A 14282-nucleotide genomic window follows, 5' to 3' on the forward strand; every position below is an offset into this window, starting at 1 on the left:
CGTACTGGACGTACTTGGGCGATTCGGGCGTGCGTCCAGGCGGGATGCCCGGCGTCGCGCGCCTGGCAAGATCCGCCGGACAGGCCCTAGTCCCCGCTGAGCTGCGGTGACCGTTTTTGGGTCCACCCCGCGTCCGTGCTACGGTTCTCTTACCGACGCGGGGTGGAGCAGCTCGGTAGCTCGCTGGGCTCATAACCCAGAGGTCGCAGGTTCAAATCCTGTCCCCGCTACTCAGTAGCAGGAAGCCCGGAGGATCACATCCTCCGGGCTTCTGTCGTATCCGGGCCCCGGTCGGGTCCGGAGTCCTGCCGGGTCCGGGGGTGGCGGCCGCGGTGGGCGGGGGCCGCCGGCCGGTGGTGTCGGGCCCCGTCGAAACCGTGCTAGAGTTTGATCAACGACGCGGGGTGGAGCAGCTCGGTAGCTCGCTGGGCTCATAACCCAGAGGTCGCAGGTTCAAATCCTGTCCCCGCTACTCAGTGTCAGAGGCCCGGAGGATCATTCCTCCGGGCCTCTGTCGTACCCGGACGTTTCCGTCCGGAAGCGGCGGGAACCGCTCCGGTACTATCGACCGTCGCCAACGGGGACGGCACCGGGGTTTGTGGGGCGCAAGTGTCGGGAAATCGACAAAGCGCCGAAGCAATTCCGTCGGCTTCGGGTCCGCCCCACTCGAATTCGGCCGGGGCAGGTGTACGCGGGTAGCGGGTGATGCGACGATGGGACACATGGGGGACGGTGCACGGCCGCTGACGGGCCGTCCGGTCCGGCACCTCTCCTGGGAGTCCCCCCGGCCGTCGGCCGGGGCACGATGCCGCGACACTCTGGGGGAGCGGGAGTCGGCATGAGGCTGATCGGCAAGTCAGGCGCCAAGTCCGGTGCGGCCGTCGAGGCGGACACCGACGCCTGGGCGGAGAGCGCCGAGAGCCCCGAGAGCCGCCCCGGAGCCCTGCCCGCCCAGCGCACCAGCGGGCTGTCCGAGCGCCCCGCGGTCGGCGGCTCCGGGCCCGACAGCCTGGTGCACGTCTCCACCCGGCAGTTCTCCGCCGCCGTGGGCCCGTACGGGGCGGGCGGTGAGGAGGCGCCGGCCGGTGCCGCGCTGGACCCGGCCGGGCTGGACCCGACCAGCTTCGAGACCGCGCTGGCCGCCCGGGAGTCCGCCGCCCTGGAGGCCCGGCACCGGCAGGCCGCCGACGGCGGCGACCCGGACGCCGCGGGCCGCCTGGGCACCCTGCTGCTGCGCCGCGGCGACCTGGAGGACGCCGAGCCGTACCTGCGGGCCGCCGCGGCCGTCGGGGTGCGGGCCGCCGCCAACAACCTGGGCGTCCTGCTGCACCAGCAGGGCCACCGCGCCGAGGCCGGCCAGTGGTGGCGCCACGCGGCGGTGGCGGGCAGCGCCCCCGCCGCGCACGCGCTGGGGCTGCAGCTGCGCGACCAGGGCGAGGAGGAGGCCGCCGAGTACTGGCTGCACTACGCCGCCGACCACGGCCACCCGCTGGGCGCCTACGCCCTCGGCGACCTGATGGAGCACCGGCGCGACGTGCGGGCCGAGCGCTGGTTCAAGGTCTCCGCCGACGCCGGGCACCGTGAGGCCGCCTACCGGCTGGCCCGGATGCGCGAGGCCGCCGGGGACAAGGAGACCGCGGAGGCCTGGTACCGCACGGCCGCCGCCCGCAGCCACGCCCGCGCCGCGCTGCGCCTGGGCGTGCTGCTGGAGGAGCGGGCCCGCACCGACCGGTCGCTGCTGGAGGAGGCCGCCCGCTGGTACCGGCAGTCCGCGCAGAACGGGGAGCCGCGGGCCGCCTGCGCGCTCGGCTTCCTGCTGCGCGACTCCGGGGACGTCGCCGCCGCCGCCGAGTGGTGGCAGGAGGCCGCCGAGGCGGGCGACGGCAACGCCGCCAACGCGCTCGGCGCCCTGCACGCGAGCCGCGGCGAGGCCAAGGCCGCCGAGCACTGGTACCGCACCGCGCTCGACGCGGGCGACCAGAACGGCGCCTTCAACCTCGGCCTGCTCTGCGCCGGCACCGGCCGCGACCAGCAGGCCGAGCAGTGGTACCGCCGGGCCGCGTACGCCGGGCACCGGGAGGCCTGCAACGCGCTGGCCGTGGTGCTGCTGCAGCGCGGCGACGAGTCCGGCGCCGAGCCGTGGTTCTCCAAGGCGGCCGAGGCCGGCAGCGTGGACGGCGCCTTCAACCTGGGCGTGCTGCACGCCGGGCGCGGCGAGTCGCGGCAGGCCCAGGAGTGGTACGCGCGGGCGGCGGCCGAGGGGCACGGCGAGGCGGCGCTGCAGCTGGCGGTCGCCCAGGAGCAGCGCGGCAACCTGTCCGGCGCGCTGGAGCGCTACCGGCAGGCGGCGGCCGGCGGTTCGGCGGAGGGCGCCTTCCGGCTGGCCTCGGTGCTGGACCGGCGGGGGGACGCGGACGCCGAGGCCGAGCACTGGTACGCGCTGGCGGCCGATGCCGGGCACCGGCGTGCCCAGGTGCGGATGGGGGTGCGGGCGGCCGAGCGCGGGGCGCTGGAGATCGCCGAGAGCTGGTACCGGCGGGCCGCCGGGGCGGGCAGTCGCAGCGCGGCGTTCAACCTGGGGCTGCTGCTGGCCCGGCAGGACTGCGAGGCGGAGGCGATGCTCTGGTACACCCGGGCCGCCGACGCCGGGCACGGCCGGGCGGCGCTGCGGCTGGCGCTGCTGGCGCTGCGCCGGGGCGAGCCGGTGCAGGCGGAGAACTGGTGCCGGCGGGCGATCGACTACGGTCCGGCCGAGGTCGCGGAGCGGGCCGGGCGGCTGCTGGGCGCGCTGCACGCCGAGCTGAGCGCGTAGGGCCCGTCCGGGCGGGGCGTCAACTGCCGCTTCGGTGGCGGCAGTCGGGGCACAGGCCGCGGTAGGTGACCTCGGCGGTGGTGACGGCGAAGCCGAAGCGTTCGGCCGCGGGCAGCGCGGCGAGCGGGTCGCCGTGCGGATGGACGTCGCGGATCGCGCCGCAGCCGGAGCAGACCAGGTGCTGGTGGGCGCGGTGGGCGTTGGGGTCGTAGCGCTTGGCGCGGCCGTCGGTGGCGACCTCCAGCACCTCGCCGAGGGTGACGAGTTCGCCGAGTGTGTTGTAGACGGTGGCGCGGCTGATCTCGGGCAGGCGGGCGGCGGCGCGGGCGTGCACCTCGTCCGCGGTGAGGTGGACGTGCTCGCCGTCGAGGACCTCGGCCACCACGCGGCGCTGTGAGGTCAGCCGCCAGCCGCGTCCGCGCAGTCTCTCCAGCAGATCACTCATGGGACCAGAATAAGTCACGCTCCGGGATTAGGGCCAGTATTGACTTGGACGAAGTCCAAGTTAGGATCGTGTCATCACGATCGGATCCCCCGGAGGCAACCCGCCATGACCACGCAGGACGAGCTTCGCCCGACCCTCACCACCGAGGCGGGTGCCCCCGTCGCGGACAACCAGAACACCGAGACCGCCGGCCCCGGCGGCCCGGCCCTGATCCAGGACCAGCTGCTGTTCGAGAAGCTCGCGCACTTCAACCGCGAGCGCATCCCGGAGCGCGTGGTGCACGCCCGCGGCGCCGGCGCGTACGGCACCTTCACGGTGACCGCCGACGTGACGCCCTTCACCCGGGCGGGGTTCCTGTCCGAGGTCGGCAAGCAGACCGAGGTCTTCCTCCGGTTCTCCACGGTGGCCGGCAACCTCGGCGCGGCCGACGCGGTGCGCGACCCGCGCGGCTTCGCGCTGAAGTTCTACACCGAGGAGGGCAACTACGACCTCGTCGGCAACAACACCCCGGTGTTCTTCATCAAGGACGCCATCAAGTTCCCCGACTTCATCCACACCCAGAAGCGGGACCCGTACACCGGCTCGCAGGAGGCCGACAACGTCTGGGACTTCTGGGGCCTGTCGCCCGAGGCCACCCACCAGGTGACCTGGCTGTTCGGCGACCGCGGCATCCCGGCCAGCTACCGCCACCTGAACGGCTACGGCTCGCACACCTTCCAGTGGCAGAACGAGGCCGGCGAGCACTTCTGGGTCAAGTACCACTTCAAGACCGACCAGGGCATCCGCAACCTCACCCAGGCCGAGGCCAACCGGCTCGCCGGCGAGGACCCGGACAGCCACCAGCGCGACCTGCGCGAGGCGATCGAGCGCGGCGAGTTCCCCAGCTGGACGGTGCAGGTCCAGGTCATGCCGGCGGCCGACGCGGCCGGCTACCGCTTCAACCCCTTCGACCTGACCAAGGTCTGGCCGCACGCCGACTACCCGCCGATCGAGATCGGCCGGCTGGAGCTCAACCGCAACCCGGAGAACGTCTTCGCCGAGGTCGAGCAGTCGGTCTTCTCCCCGGCGCACTTCGTGCCCGGCATCGGCCCGTCCCCGGACAAGATGCTCCAGGGCCGGCTGTTCGCCTACGCGGACGCCCACCGCTACCGCGTCGGCATCAACGCCGACCACCTGCCGGTGAACCGCCCGCACGCCACCGAGGCCCGCACCAACGGCCGGGACGGGTACCTGTACGACGGCCGCCACGGCCGGCAGAAGAACTACGAGCCCAACAGCTTCGGCGGCCCGGTGCAGACCGGCCGTCCGCTCTGGGCCGCGACCGCCGTCGACGGCCCCACCGGCACCCACGCGGCGCCCTCGCACGCCGAGGACGACGACTTCGTGCAGGCGGGTGACCTGTACCGGCTGTTCACGGAGGACGAGAAGCAGCGGCTGATCGCCAACCTGGCCGGCTTCATCGCCAAGGTCTCGGCCGACCGCGAGGACATCGTGGAGCGGGCGATCGACAACTTCCGCAAGGCCGACGCCGACTACGGGCAGCGGCTGGAGGCGGCGGTCCGGGAGCTGCGCAAGCAGTAGGACGGGCCGGAACGAGCGGCGGGCCCTGTGACCAGCTCCCACTGGTCACAGGGCCCGCACCATTGCGCCCGGGGCCCCGGGAGCGCTCCGGGGGCGAACGGGCGAACAGCGGCTCAGACGGAGAGCCGCCGCAGGGTCTCGTCGTGCAGCAGGCCGTTGGTGGCCACCGCGTCGGCACCGCCCGGGCCGGGGACGCCGTCCAGGCCGGTGAAGCTGCCGCCGGCCTCCTCGACGACGATGCACGGCGCGGCCATGTCCCAGAGCGACAGCTCGGGCTCGGCGGCGATGTCCACGGCGCCCTCGGCGACCATCATGTAGGACCAGAAGTCGCCGTAGGCGCGGGTGCGCCAGCAGGCCCGGGTGAGGTCCAGGAACGGGTCGAGCCGGCCGCGGTCCTCCCACCCGGTGAGGGAGGAGTACGAGAAGGACGCGTCCTCGATCCGGGACACCCCGGAGACGTGGATCCGGGAGGCCTTGGTCAGGCTGCGGCCCGCGTAGGCGCCCAGGCCCTTGGCGGCCCACCAGCGGCGCTGCAGCGCCGGGGCGGAGACGATGCCGACCACCGGGCGCTCCACGCCGTCCGGGCCGTCCTCCAGCAGGGCGATCAGGGTGGCCCAGACCGGGACGCCGCGGATGTAGTTCTTGGTGCCGTCGATCGGGTCGATCACCCAGCGGCGCGGGCCGGAGCCCTGGAGGCCGAACTCCTCGCCGAGCACGGCGTCGCGCGGGCGGGCGCGCTGGAGGATGCTGCGCACGAGCTCCTCGGCGGCCTTGTCGGCGTCGCTGACCGGCGTCAGGTCGGGCTTGGTCTCGATCTTCAGGTCGAGGGCGCGGAAGCGCTCCAGGGTGACCGAGTCGGCCGAGTCGGCGAGGACGTGGGCGAGTCGGAGATCGTCGTGGTAGTCGGCCATGCCCGAAACCCTAGCTCAGCGGGTCGGCCGGGGAGGGCGGGCGCTCAGTGGGCGGAACCGCTGAGCTGGAGGCCGATCACGCCGGCGATCACCAGGGAGATGGACACCAGTTTGAGCACCGAGGTGGTCTCGTCCAGGAAGGCCATGCCGTAGATGGCGGTGCCGGCGGCGCCGATGCCGGTCCACACGGCGTAGGCGGGGCCGACCGGCAGGCTCTTGAGCGAGAGGGTGAGCAGCCCGAAGCTGCTGAGGGCGAACACGCAGAAGCTGATGGTGGGCCAGAGCTTGGTGAAGCCCTCGCTGAGCTTGAGGTTGATCGCGAAGCCGGTCTCCAGCAGGCCGGCCAGGATCACCAGGGCCCATGCCATCGCGCGCCCTCCCTGTCGATCGACGGACGGGCCGTGTCCGGCCCGACTTTCCTATGATCGCCAGGGAGGGGCGGTCCGACACCTCGAACGGGCCGCGAGCCTCGGGGAAGGGGCGGAGCCCCCGCCGGGCTCAGTCGCCCTCGCGGGCCTCCTTGCTGGCCAGCAGACGGCGCAGCGAGTAGAGCCGGGCGGCCTCGGCGTGGCCGTCGGCGACCCAGGCGTCCAGGGCGCAGTCCGGCTCGTCGTGGCTGCAGGCGCGCGGGCAGTCGACCGTGCCCGGCTCCAGGTCGGGGAAGGCGAGGATGACCCGGGACGGGTCGATGTGGGAGAGGCCGAAGGAGCGGAAGCCGGGCGTGTCGATCACCCAGCCCGGGTCGAGCGCCTTCTTCGAGCCGGGCTTGACGCCGGGCGGCGGGGGCAGCCGCAGGGCCAGGGCGGAGACGGTGGTGTGCCGGCCGCGGCCGGTGACGGCGTTGACGTGGCCGGTCTGCCGCCGCCGGTCCGGGACGAGGGCGTTGACCAGGGTGGTCTTGCCGACGCCGGAGTGGCCGATGAACACCGTGGAGAGTCCGCGCAGGTGCTCGCGGACGGCCTCGGCGCCGGCGGTCTCCAGCTCGTCCCGGCGGGTGACGACGTAGTCGATGCCGAGCGGGGCGTACGACTCCAGCAGCGGCCCGGCCGGGGCGAGGTCGGACTTGGTGAGCACCAGCAGCGGTTCCATGCCCGCGTCGTAGGCGGCGACCAGGCAGCGGTCGATCAGCCGGGGGCGGGGCTCCGGGTCGGACAGGGCGGTGACGATGGCCAGCTGGTCGGCGTTGGCGACGACGATCCGCTCGTACGGGTCGTCGTCGTCCGCGGTGCGCCGCAGCACGGAGCTGCGCTCCTCGACCCGGACGATCCGGGCGAGGGTGTCGGCGTCCCCGGAGAGGTCGCCGACCAGGTTGACCACGTCGCCGACGACGACGCCCTTGCGGCCCAGCTCGCGGGCCTTCATGGCGACGACCTCACGCTCCTGCTTGGTCCCCGGGTCGACCAGGCAGGTGATCCGGCCGCGGTCGACGGTCAGCACCATCGCCTCGTCGGCGTCCTCGTGCTTGGGCCGGATCCGGGTCCGCGGCCGGGAGCCCCGGCGGGCGGGGCGGTTGCGGATGTCGTCCTCGTCGGCGTCCTTGCCGTAGCGGCGCATGGTTCAAGTCTCCGCTCAGGCGTCCGCGGCCGCTCCGCCGAGCAGCTCCGCCCACATCTTGGGGAAGTCGGGCAGGGTCTTGGCGGTGGTGCCCACGTTCTCCACCTCGACGCCGGGCACGGCGAGGCCGAGCACCGCGGCGGCGGTGGCCAGGCGGTGGTCCTCGTAGGTGTGGAAGATGCCGCCGTGCAGCGGGCGGGGGCGGATCCGCAGGCCGTCCTCGGTCTCGCTGACGTCGCCGCCGAGGTCGTTGATCTCCTTGGCGAGGGCGGCGAGCCGGTCGGTCTCGTGCAGGCGCAGGTGGGCGATGCCGTACAGGTGGGACTCGGAGTCGGCGAGGGCGGCGACGGCGGCGATCACCGGGGTGAGCTCGCCGACGTCGTGCAGGTCGGCCTCGATGCCGTGGATCCGGCCGGTGCCGGTGAACTGGAGGCCCTCGTCGGTGTACTCGCAGGCGCCGCCCATCCGGGAGTAGAGGTCGCGCAGCTGGTCGCCGGGCTGGGAGGTGTGGCGGGGCCAGTCGCGGACGGTGACCCGGCCGCCGGTGACCAGGGCGGCGGCGAAGAACGGGGCGGCGTTGGACAGGTCGGGCTCGACGACCAGGTCGCGGCCGAGCAGGGCGCCGGGGGTGACCCGCCAGACGTCCTTCTCGCCGCCGTCCTCGGGGGCGTCGACCTGGGCGCCGGCCAGGCGCAGCATCTCGACGGTCATCCGGATGTGCGGCAGCGACGGGACGGGGCCGCCGACGTGCCGGACCTCGACGCCGTGGTGGTAGCGGGCGCCGGAGAGCAGCAGGGCGGAGACGAACTGGGACGAGGAGGAGGCGTCCAGCTCGACCGGGCCGCCGTCGAGGCCGCCGGTGCCGTGGACGGTGAGCGGGAAGCTGCCGCGGCCGCCGTCCTCGATCCGGGCGCCGAGCGCGCGCAGGGCGTTGATCACGCCGTGCTGGGGGCGCTCGTGGCTGCGCGGGTCGCCGTCGAAGTGGACCGGGCCGTCGGCGAGGGCGGCGAGCGGGGGCAGGAAGCGCATGACGGTGCCGGCGTTGCCGACGTCGACGTTGGCGGGGCCGCGCAGCGCGGGGGCGGGGATGACCCGCCAGGCCTCGCCGCCGCCGGTGCCGCCGGAGTCGTTGTTGACCTTCTCCTCGATGGTGACCCCGAGGGCGCGCAGGCCGTCGGCCATCAGCTGGGAGTCGCGGCTGCGCAGCGGGCGGCGCACCCAGCCGGGTCCGTCGGCGAGGGCCGCCAGCACCAGGGCCCGGTTGGTGACCGACTTGGAGCCGGGAATGGTGACGGTGGCGTCGACGGGGGCGCTGGCGACGGGGGCGGGCCACAAGGAGTCGGTCATGGGGGCCAGTCTAGGGTCCGTGACGGAACGGCCCCTGCTGCGGCCGGATGGCGGGACGGCGGTGATCTAGTGGAGGGGTTGCAGCAGCCAGGTGGCGCCGAGGGCGAGGCAGGCGAGGGCGGTGAGCAGGAAGACGGTGACCCAGGCCAGGGCGGGGACGTGGGTGAGCCGGGCGAGCTGGTCGGCGTCGGAGTCGCGGGCCCAGCCGGTGCGGCGCTGGTGCTGGAGTTCCAGGACCGGGCGGACCGCCCCGAACAGCAGGAACCAGCAGCCGAGGTAGGCGAAGCCGGCCTGGACCTGGGCGCTGCCGAACCAGGACACCAGGAAGAAGGCGCCGCCAGCGACGAGCACGGTGAACAGGCCGAAGGCGTTGCGGATCCGCAGGAGCAGGGCCAGCAGCAGGGCGATGGCGAGCCAGAGCAGCAGGGTGATCCGGTCGGCGGCGAGCAGGGCGGCGCAGCCGAGGCCGAGCAGGGCGGGGGCGGTGTAGCCGGCGGCGGCGGTGAGGACCATGCCGGGGCCGGTGGGGCGGCCGTAGGAGAGGGTGAGGCCGGAGGTGTCGGAGTGCAGCCGGATGCCGGCGAGCTTGCGGCCGGTGGCGAGCGCGGCGAGGCCGTGGCCGCCCTCGTGGGCGATGGTGACGGCGTTGCGGGTGACGTGCCAGAGCGGGCGGGCGAGGACGGCGAGCAGGGCGGCGCAGCCGGTCGCGAGGACGAGCCAGCCGGGCGGGGCGGCCTGGGTGCCGGTGACCCGGTCCCACAGTTCGCCGAGGTTCTGGTTGTTCGGGTTCATCGGCGGGCTGCGCCTCCGTTCGCTGTGCTGTGTCGTGGATTCGCCGTTCGGGCCGGGTTGGGCCGTTCGGGGCAGCCTCCCATGCGGGGACGGGCGGAGGGGAGCGGGCGGTTCTGCTCCGTGGATGAGGAAGTGCTGAGCGGGCGCGGTGTGGTTGGCTGGCCCGCATGTGCGGTCGCTTCGCAGCCAGCAGCAAGCCGGAGGACGTCGTCGAGCTGTTCGACGTGGAGTTCTGGGACCCGGAGGAGTCCCTGGACCCGAACTGGAACGTGGCGCCGACCAACAGCGCGTACGTGGTGCTGGAGCGGTTGGCCAAGGGGGCGGCGCGGCCGGTGCGGCAGTTGCGGGCGCTGCGCTGGGGGCTGGTGCCGCAGTGGTCGAACTCCGCCGAGACGGCGGTGAAGATGATCAACGCGCGCTCGGACACGGTGCACGAGAAGCCGGCCTACCGGCAGGCCTTCGCCTCGCGCCGGTGCATCCTGCCGGTGGACGGCTACTACGAGTGGCAGACGGTGCCGGGGGAGCGGGGCAAGGCGCGAAAGAAGCCGTTCTTCGTGTCCCGGGCGGACGGCGTCCCGCTGGCGCTGGCGGGGCTGTACGAGTTCTGGCGCAACCGGGCGGTGCCGCCGGGGCACCCGGAGGCCTGGCTGGTGACCTTCACGATCGTGACCACGGACGCCGAGGAGTCGCTGGCGCCGATCCACGAGCGGATGCCGCTGTTCCTGGACCGGCGGGACTGGGGGCAGTGGCTGGACCCGGGGCTGGGCGACCCGGAGGAGGTGCGCCGGCTGCTGATACCCCCGCCGCCGGGGGCGCTGCTGGCCACGCCGGTGTCGCCGGCGGTCGGGAACATCCGCAACAACGGTCCGGAGCTCAAGGAGCCGTGGACCGAGGTCGAGTACGAGACCACACTGTTCTGAGACTTGGGAGCTGCCGGGATGACCACCTCCGAACTCGTCACCACCGGGGCCGGGGACGCCCGGATCACCTACCACCGGGCGGCCGCGCCGAGGGCGGTGCTGGCGCTGGGCCACGGGGCGGGCGGCGGGACCGGCGCCCGGGACCTGGTGGCGCTGGCCGGGCGGCTGCCGGAGCGGGGGATCACGGTGGCGCTGGTGGAGCAGCCGTGGCGGGTGGCGGGGAAGAAGCTGGGCCCGGCGCCGAGGACGCTGGACGTGGGCTGGCTGCCGGTCGCGGAGCGGCTGGCCGGGGCCGGGCTGCCGCTGGTGGTCGGCGGGCGCAGCGCGGGGGCGCGGGTGGCCTGTCGGACGGGGGCGGCGAGCGGTGCGGTGGGGGTGGTGGCGCTGGCGTTCCCGCTGCACCCGCCGGGGAAGCCGGAGAAGAGCCGTGCCGAGGAGCTGCTGGGGTCGGGGCTGCCGACGCTGGTGGTGCAGGGTGCGGCGGACCCGTTCGGCGGGCCGGCGGAGTTCCCGGAGCTGCCGGCGGGGCACGAGCTGGTGGCGCTGCCGTACGGGAACCACGGGTTCGAGGTGCCGAAGCGGGCGTCGGTGGGGCAGGACGAGGTGCTGGAGCTGATCTGCTCGGCGGTGGGGGACTGGGTGCTGGGGCTGCTGTGACGCCGGTGCCGCTGTGGCTCCGGTGCCCGTGTGAGGGGCCGTGAGCAGGGTGTTTCCGCTCGCTCACTCGTGCGAGTGAACGGCGGGTGCGGGCGGGAATGCGGGCGGGGCCGGTGTGGTTGTCGTGTCCGTCAGCATGAGTCACCGGTGAGAGGTAGGGCAGATGGGTTCGATCGCGTGCCCCGAACGGCCGGAGGAGCGCGAGGCCGCCGCGGCGTTCGCCCCCTCCTGGTCGGACTGGCTCGACGCGGGCGAGAAGCCCGTCAGCCCGATATCCTCCATTTCTGGGCGGCCCGCAGTGGGCCGTGCCCGTCATGCCGAGGAGGTGGGTCCGGTCGTCGGGACCGAGCACGAGGCCGATCCGGGCCGTGGCCCGGACGAGGCCCTGCCTGCGGGCGAGGCGCTCACCGGTGAGGAGCTGGCCGAGGCGATCGGTGAGGACACCTTCCGGGTGTCGGCGGAGGAGTCCGAGGAGGCCCGGCGGGAGCGCTTCGAGCGCGACGCCCTGGGCTACCTCGACCCGATGTACTCGGCGGCGCTGCGCATGACGCGCAACCCCGCGGATGCGGAGGACCTGCTCCAGGAGGCGTTCGCCAAGGCGTACGCGTCCTTCCACCAGTTCCGTGAGGGCACCAACCTCAAGGCCTGGCTGTACCGCATCCTCACCAACACGTTCATCAACTCGTACCGCAAGAAGCAGCGGGAGCCCCAGCGCACCGCGGCGGAGGAGATCGAGGACTGGCAGCTGGCCAGGGCCGAGTCGCACATGTCGACCGGTCTGCGCTCGGCCGAGACCCAGGCGCTCGACCACCTGCCCGACAGCGACGTGAAGGACGCGCTCCAGGCGATCCCGGAGGAATTCCGGATCGCCGTGTATCTCGCGGACGTAGAAGGCTTTGCGTACAAGGAGATCGCGGACATCATGGGTACTCCCATCGGTACGGTGATGTCCCGGCTGCACCGCGGCCGCCGGCAGCTGCGCGGCATGCTGGAGGATTACGCCCGTGAGCGCGGGCTGGTCCCGGCCGGCAGCGGGGCAGGGCAGGAAGCGAAGGGCTCGGGCTCATGAGCTGCGGCGATCCGCACGAAACCGAGTGTGGCGAGGTCCTCGACCACCTCTATGAATTCCTCGACAACGAGATGGCCGAGGGCGACTGCGCCAAGCTGCGCGTGCACTTCGAGGAGTGCTCGCCCTGCTTGAAGCAGTACGGGCTGGAGCAGGCGATCAAGGCGCTGATCAAGCGTTCCTGCGGCTGCGACGACACCCCGACGGACCTGCGCAGCAAGGTCCTGGCCAGGATCGACTCGATCCGGGCCGGGCAGCGCTCGGGCGAGCCGGTGGTGGTCGCCGTGGAGACGACCGTCGAGGTGCACGTCGAGGCGGCCCGTCCGGCGCCCAGGCCGGTGCAGGCGCGCGAGGACGCGGGTGACGCGCCGGGCGTGCGCCCCGGTGCGCCGGTCGAGGCCGGAGCGCCGGCCGAGTAGTCCGGCGCAGCGGCCCGTACGGCCCGCCGGCGAGGGCGGTGCCGAGCGGTTCGGGCAGGGAGTTCAGCGGCCCCGGGAGCATGCGCTCCCGGGGCCGCTCCCGTTCTGCTCGCATGCGCCCTCACTCGTTCGAGTGAGTTGGCGGTGCGCCAACTGCGCCATTGCGCGATCATGCGTCCCCACGCCCGGACGGCGGCCTATCCTCCTGACGGACGCTCACCGCCGGTCAGCCCGGCGCGCTGAGGCAACAGGGCCCGGACGCGGGGAGGCCGAGATCGCTACCGACAGTGGAGGCGCGACCCTGCCGCGGGGGGCTGCGCGCTACCTGGTGGCCGTCCCGGTGGCGGCCCTGTGCTGCCTGCTGCCGCTGCTGCCCGAGACCGTCACGCCCGGGGTGCCGCGCTGGCTCGGACACCCGGCGGACTGGCCCAAGATCGGACTGCTCGGCTTCCTGCACGGCTGCTGGGAGTCGCTCGCCCAGGGCCTGCCCACCCCCTGCTCGCTCCTGCTGCGCCGGCTGCTGCGCCGCCCCGCGCCCGCCGGACGGGTCCCCGCCCGCCCCGGGGCGAACGCCTTCTTCCCGGTGCTGTTCGCCGGGGTGCTGATGCTCCCGCCGGCCGCGGCCGCCCTGGTCGCCGCCCCCGCCGCCCTGCTCGGCGGCCCCACCGGCCCCGGCTGCCGAGGCCGCCAGCTGTTCAACGGCTCGCAGCTCGCGCTGTGCGCCTTCGCCTCCTCGGTCGCCTTCCACCTGCTGCACGGCCCGCAGCTGCTGCTCGGCTCCCGCTTCCCCGCCGCACTGCTGCCCGGCTTCGCCGCCGTCGGCGCGTTCTGCCTGGTCAACGGGCTGGTGGTGGGGGTGATGGTGGTGCTCAGCGAGAGCCGGCCGGTCACCGAGGTGCTCCGCGGGGCCTGCGCGGTGTGCGGGCTGCCGGTGCTGGTGCACGCGGCCGGCGGACTGATGGTCGCGGTGCTCTGGCAGGGCCCGTACGGGGCGTTCGCCGCCCTGCTGGCCCTGCTGCCGCTGTCCATCTCGGCCTGGGTCTTCGCCCAGGGCCAGCGCGAACGGGACGCCCACCAGGCCACCGTGCAGTCGCTGGTGCAGGCGGTGGAGATCAAGGACGCCTACACCCGGGGGCACAGCGAACGGGTCGGCCGCGCCTCGGTGCTGATCGCCGATCAGCTCGGCATGGAGCCCGAGCGGCTGCGCACCCTGCGCTTCGCCGGGATCCTGCACGACGTCGGCAAGCTCGGCGTGGCCACCGAGCTGCTGCGCAGAAACGGTCCCCTCGACGAGGACGAACGCCGCGCCGTGGAGGTCCACCCGGTGTACGGGTACGAGCTGGTGCGCGGGATCGACTTCCTCGGTGAGGCGCACGCCGGGATCCTGCACCACCACGAGCGGATGGACGGGCGCGGCTACCCGAGCGGACTGGCCGGCGAGCAGATCCCCGAGTTCGCCCGGATCATCTCCGTCGCCGACGCCTTCGACTCGATGACCTCCACCCGCTCCTACCGGCGCGGCCGCCCCGTCGCCGAGGCGGTGACCGAACTGGAGCGCTGCTCCGGCAGCCAGTTCGACCCGGTGATGGTGCGGGCGCTGATCGACGCGCTGGCCGTGCACGACTGGCAGCCGGTGGTGCACTCCGAGGACTGCGTACGGGCCGTCCCGGACATCCCGCTCGGGGTGCCCGAGCCGGTGCGGGCCGCGCCCGGACGGGTGCCCGCCCAGGGCGGGGTCCGCCCCGCGGCCGGGCAGCCGTGACCGGGCGCGCGGCCGG

General features: G+C 74.0%; 13 protein-coding genes and 2 tRNA genes. 9 read left to right on the plus strand and 6 right to left on the minus strand.

Annotation, left to right across the window (positions count from 1 at the left end; all coding sequences use genetic code 11):
• The first annotated feature begins 156 nt into the window (after positions 1-156).
• From ACFXOZ_RS17395 to ACFXOZ_RS17405, 3 genes are all read left to right on the plus strand, one after another.
• Positions 157-230: transfer RNA gene (locus ACFXOZ_RS17395), tRNA-Met, on the plus strand.
• 168 nt (positions 231-398) lie between these two features.
• A tRNA-Met gene (locus tag ACFXOZ_RS17400) sits at positions 399-472 on the plus strand.
• Between the two features lie 366 nt (positions 473-838).
• A complete protein-coding gene (locus tag ACFXOZ_RS17405) occupies positions 839-2812 on the plus strand; it encodes a tetratricopeptide repeat protein (RefSeq protein ID WP_380591236.1) in 1974 nt (657 codons plus the stop codon).
• A 19-nt stretch (positions 2813-2831) separates the two neighbouring features.
• Here the strand turns inward: ACFXOZ_RS17405 and ACFXOZ_RS17410 are convergent, their stop codons facing one another.
• Positions 2832-3257: a Fur family transcriptional regulator gene (locus ACFXOZ_RS17410; RefSeq protein WP_380408749.1), complete on the minus strand. Its 426-nt coding sequence runs from the start codon at positions 3255-3257 to the stop codon at positions 2832-2834.
• Between the two features lie 105 nt (positions 3258-3362).
• On the opposite strand from ACFXOZ_RS17410, the gene ACFXOZ_RS17415 reads away from it, so the two are divergent.
• Complete coding sequence (locus tag ACFXOZ_RS17415; protein ID WP_380591239.1) at positions 3363-4838, plus strand: catalase; 1476 nt, start codon at positions 3363-3365, stop codon at positions 4836-4838.
• A 113-nt stretch (positions 4839-4951) separates the two neighbouring features.
• Here the strand turns inward: ACFXOZ_RS17415 and hisN are convergent, their stop codons facing one another.
• The 5 genes from hisN to ACFXOZ_RS17440 form a co-directional block, all read right to left on the minus strand.
• The gene (gene hisN / locus ACFXOZ_RS17420; protein ID WP_375894145.1) at positions 4952-5749 is read right to left on the minus strand and encodes a histidinol-phosphatase; all 798 of its coding nucleotides are present in this window, start codon (positions 5747-5749) and stop codon (positions 4952-4954) included.
• A 44-nt stretch (positions 5750-5793) separates the two neighbouring features.
• Positions 5794-6117 carry a multidrug efflux SMR transporter gene (locus tag ACFXOZ_RS17425; protein ID WP_188303055.1) on the minus strand — a complete coding sequence of 108 codons (324 nt, stop codon included), beginning with the start codon at positions 6115-6117 and terminating at the stop codon, positions 5794-5796.
• Between the two features lie 130 nt (positions 6118-6247).
• Positions 6248-7303 (minus strand): ribosome small subunit-dependent GTPase A, encoded by a 1056-nt coding sequence (gene rsgA / locus ACFXOZ_RS17430; protein WP_375894142.1) that lies wholly within the window; start codon positions 7301-7303, stop codon positions 6248-6250.
• Positions 7304-7318: 15 nt separating this feature from the next.
• On the minus strand, positions 7319-8650 hold the full coding sequence (aroA, locus tag ACFXOZ_RS17435) for a 3-phosphoshikimate 1-carboxyvinyltransferase (RefSeq protein WP_380530040.1): 1332 nt from the start codon (positions 8648-8650) through the stop codon (positions 7319-7321).
• Between the two features lie 66 nt (positions 8651-8716).
• On the minus strand, positions 8717-9442 hold the full coding sequence (locus ACFXOZ_RS17440; protein WP_375894136.1) for a M50 family metallopeptidase: 726 nt from the start codon (positions 9440-9442) through the stop codon (positions 8717-8719).
• Positions 9443-9609: 167 nt separating this feature from the next.
• Here ACFXOZ_RS17440 and ACFXOZ_RS17445 point away from each other — a divergent pair, with 167 nt between their 5' ends.
• The 5 genes from ACFXOZ_RS17445 (at position 9610) to ACFXOZ_RS17465 (ending at position 14266) form a co-directional block, all read left to right on the plus strand.
• Positions 9610-10362, plus strand: coding sequence for an SOS response-associated peptidase (locus ACFXOZ_RS17445; RefSeq protein WP_380530042.1), 753 nt, complete (start codon positions 9610-9612; stop codon positions 10360-10362).
• An 18-nt stretch (positions 10363-10380) separates the two neighbouring features.
• Positions 10381-11019 (plus strand): alpha/beta family hydrolase, encoded by a 639-nt coding sequence (locus tag ACFXOZ_RS17450; protein ID WP_375894131.1) that lies wholly within the window; start codon positions 10381-10383, stop codon positions 11017-11019.
• Between the two features lie 163 nt (positions 11020-11182).
• Entirely contained in the window at positions 11183-12088 is a 906-nt protein-coding gene (locus ACFXOZ_RS17455; protein ID WP_375894128.1) for a sigma-70 family RNA polymerase sigma factor, read from the plus strand.
• Complete coding sequence (rsrA, locus tag ACFXOZ_RS17460) at positions 12085-12504, plus strand: mycothiol system anti-sigma-R factor (RefSeq protein ID WP_375894125.1); 420 nt, start codon at positions 12085-12087, stop codon at positions 12502-12504. The genes ACFXOZ_RS17455 and rsrA overlap by 4 nt, the downstream gene beginning before the upstream one ends.
• Before the next feature lie 328 nt (positions 12505-12832).
• Complete coding sequence (locus ACFXOZ_RS17465) at positions 12833-14266, plus strand: HD-GYP domain-containing protein (protein ID WP_380525161.1); 1434 nt, start codon at positions 12833-12835, stop codon at positions 14264-14266.
• Positions 14267-14282: the final 16 nt, after the last annotated feature.

The sequence above is a fragment of the Kitasatospora sp. NPDC059160 genome (assembly GCF_042755465.1).
Classification (GTDB): domain Bacteria; phylum Actinomycetota; class Actinomycetes; order Streptomycetales; family Streptomycetaceae; genus Kitasatospora.

Excerpts from the sequence above, each read along its gene's own strand:
- ACFXOZ_RS17405 (WP_380591236.1), top strand. The coding sequence starts at position 839 with ATGAGGCTGATCGGCAAGTCAGGCGCCAAGTCCGGTGCGGCCGTCGAG.
- ACFXOZ_RS17410 (WP_380408749.1), bottom strand. The coding sequence starts at position 3,257 with ATGAGTGATCTGCTGGAGAGACTGCGCGGACGCGGCTGGCGGCTGACC.
- ACFXOZ_RS17415 (WP_380591239.1), top strand. The coding sequence starts at position 3,363 with ATGACCACGCAGGACGAGCTTCGCCCGACCCTCACCACCGAGGCGGGT.
- hisN (WP_375894145.1), bottom strand. The coding sequence starts at position 5,749 with ATGGCCGACTACCACGACGATCTCCGACTCGCCCACGTCCTCGCCGAC.
- ACFXOZ_RS17425 (WP_188303055.1), bottom strand. The coding sequence starts at position 6,117 with ATGGCATGGGCCCTGGTGATCCTGGCCGGCCTGCTGGAGACCGGCTTC.
- rsgA (WP_375894142.1), bottom strand. The coding sequence starts at position 7,303 with ATGCGCCGCTACGGCAAGGACGCCGACGAGGACGACATCCGCAACCGC.
- aroA (WP_380530040.1), bottom strand. The coding sequence starts at position 8,650 with ATGACCGACTCCTTGTGGCCCGCCCCCGTCGCCAGCGCCCCCGTCGAC.
- ACFXOZ_RS17440 (WP_375894136.1), bottom strand. The coding sequence starts at position 9,442 with ATGAACCCGAACAACCAGAACCTCGGCGAACTGTGGGACCGGGTCACC.
- ACFXOZ_RS17445 (WP_380530042.1), top strand. The coding sequence starts at position 9,610 with ATGTGCGGTCGCTTCGCAGCCAGCAGCAAGCCGGAGGACGTCGTCGAG.
- ACFXOZ_RS17450 (WP_375894131.1), top strand. The coding sequence starts at position 10,381 with ATGACCACCTCCGAACTCGTCACCACCGGGGCCGGGGACGCCCGGATC.
- ACFXOZ_RS17455 (WP_375894128.1), top strand. The coding sequence starts at position 11,183 with ATGGGTTCGATCGCGTGCCCCGAACGGCCGGAGGAGCGCGAGGCCGCC.
- rsrA (WP_375894125.1), top strand. The coding sequence starts at position 12,085 with ATGAGCTGCGGCGATCCGCACGAAACCGAGTGTGGCGAGGTCCTCGAC.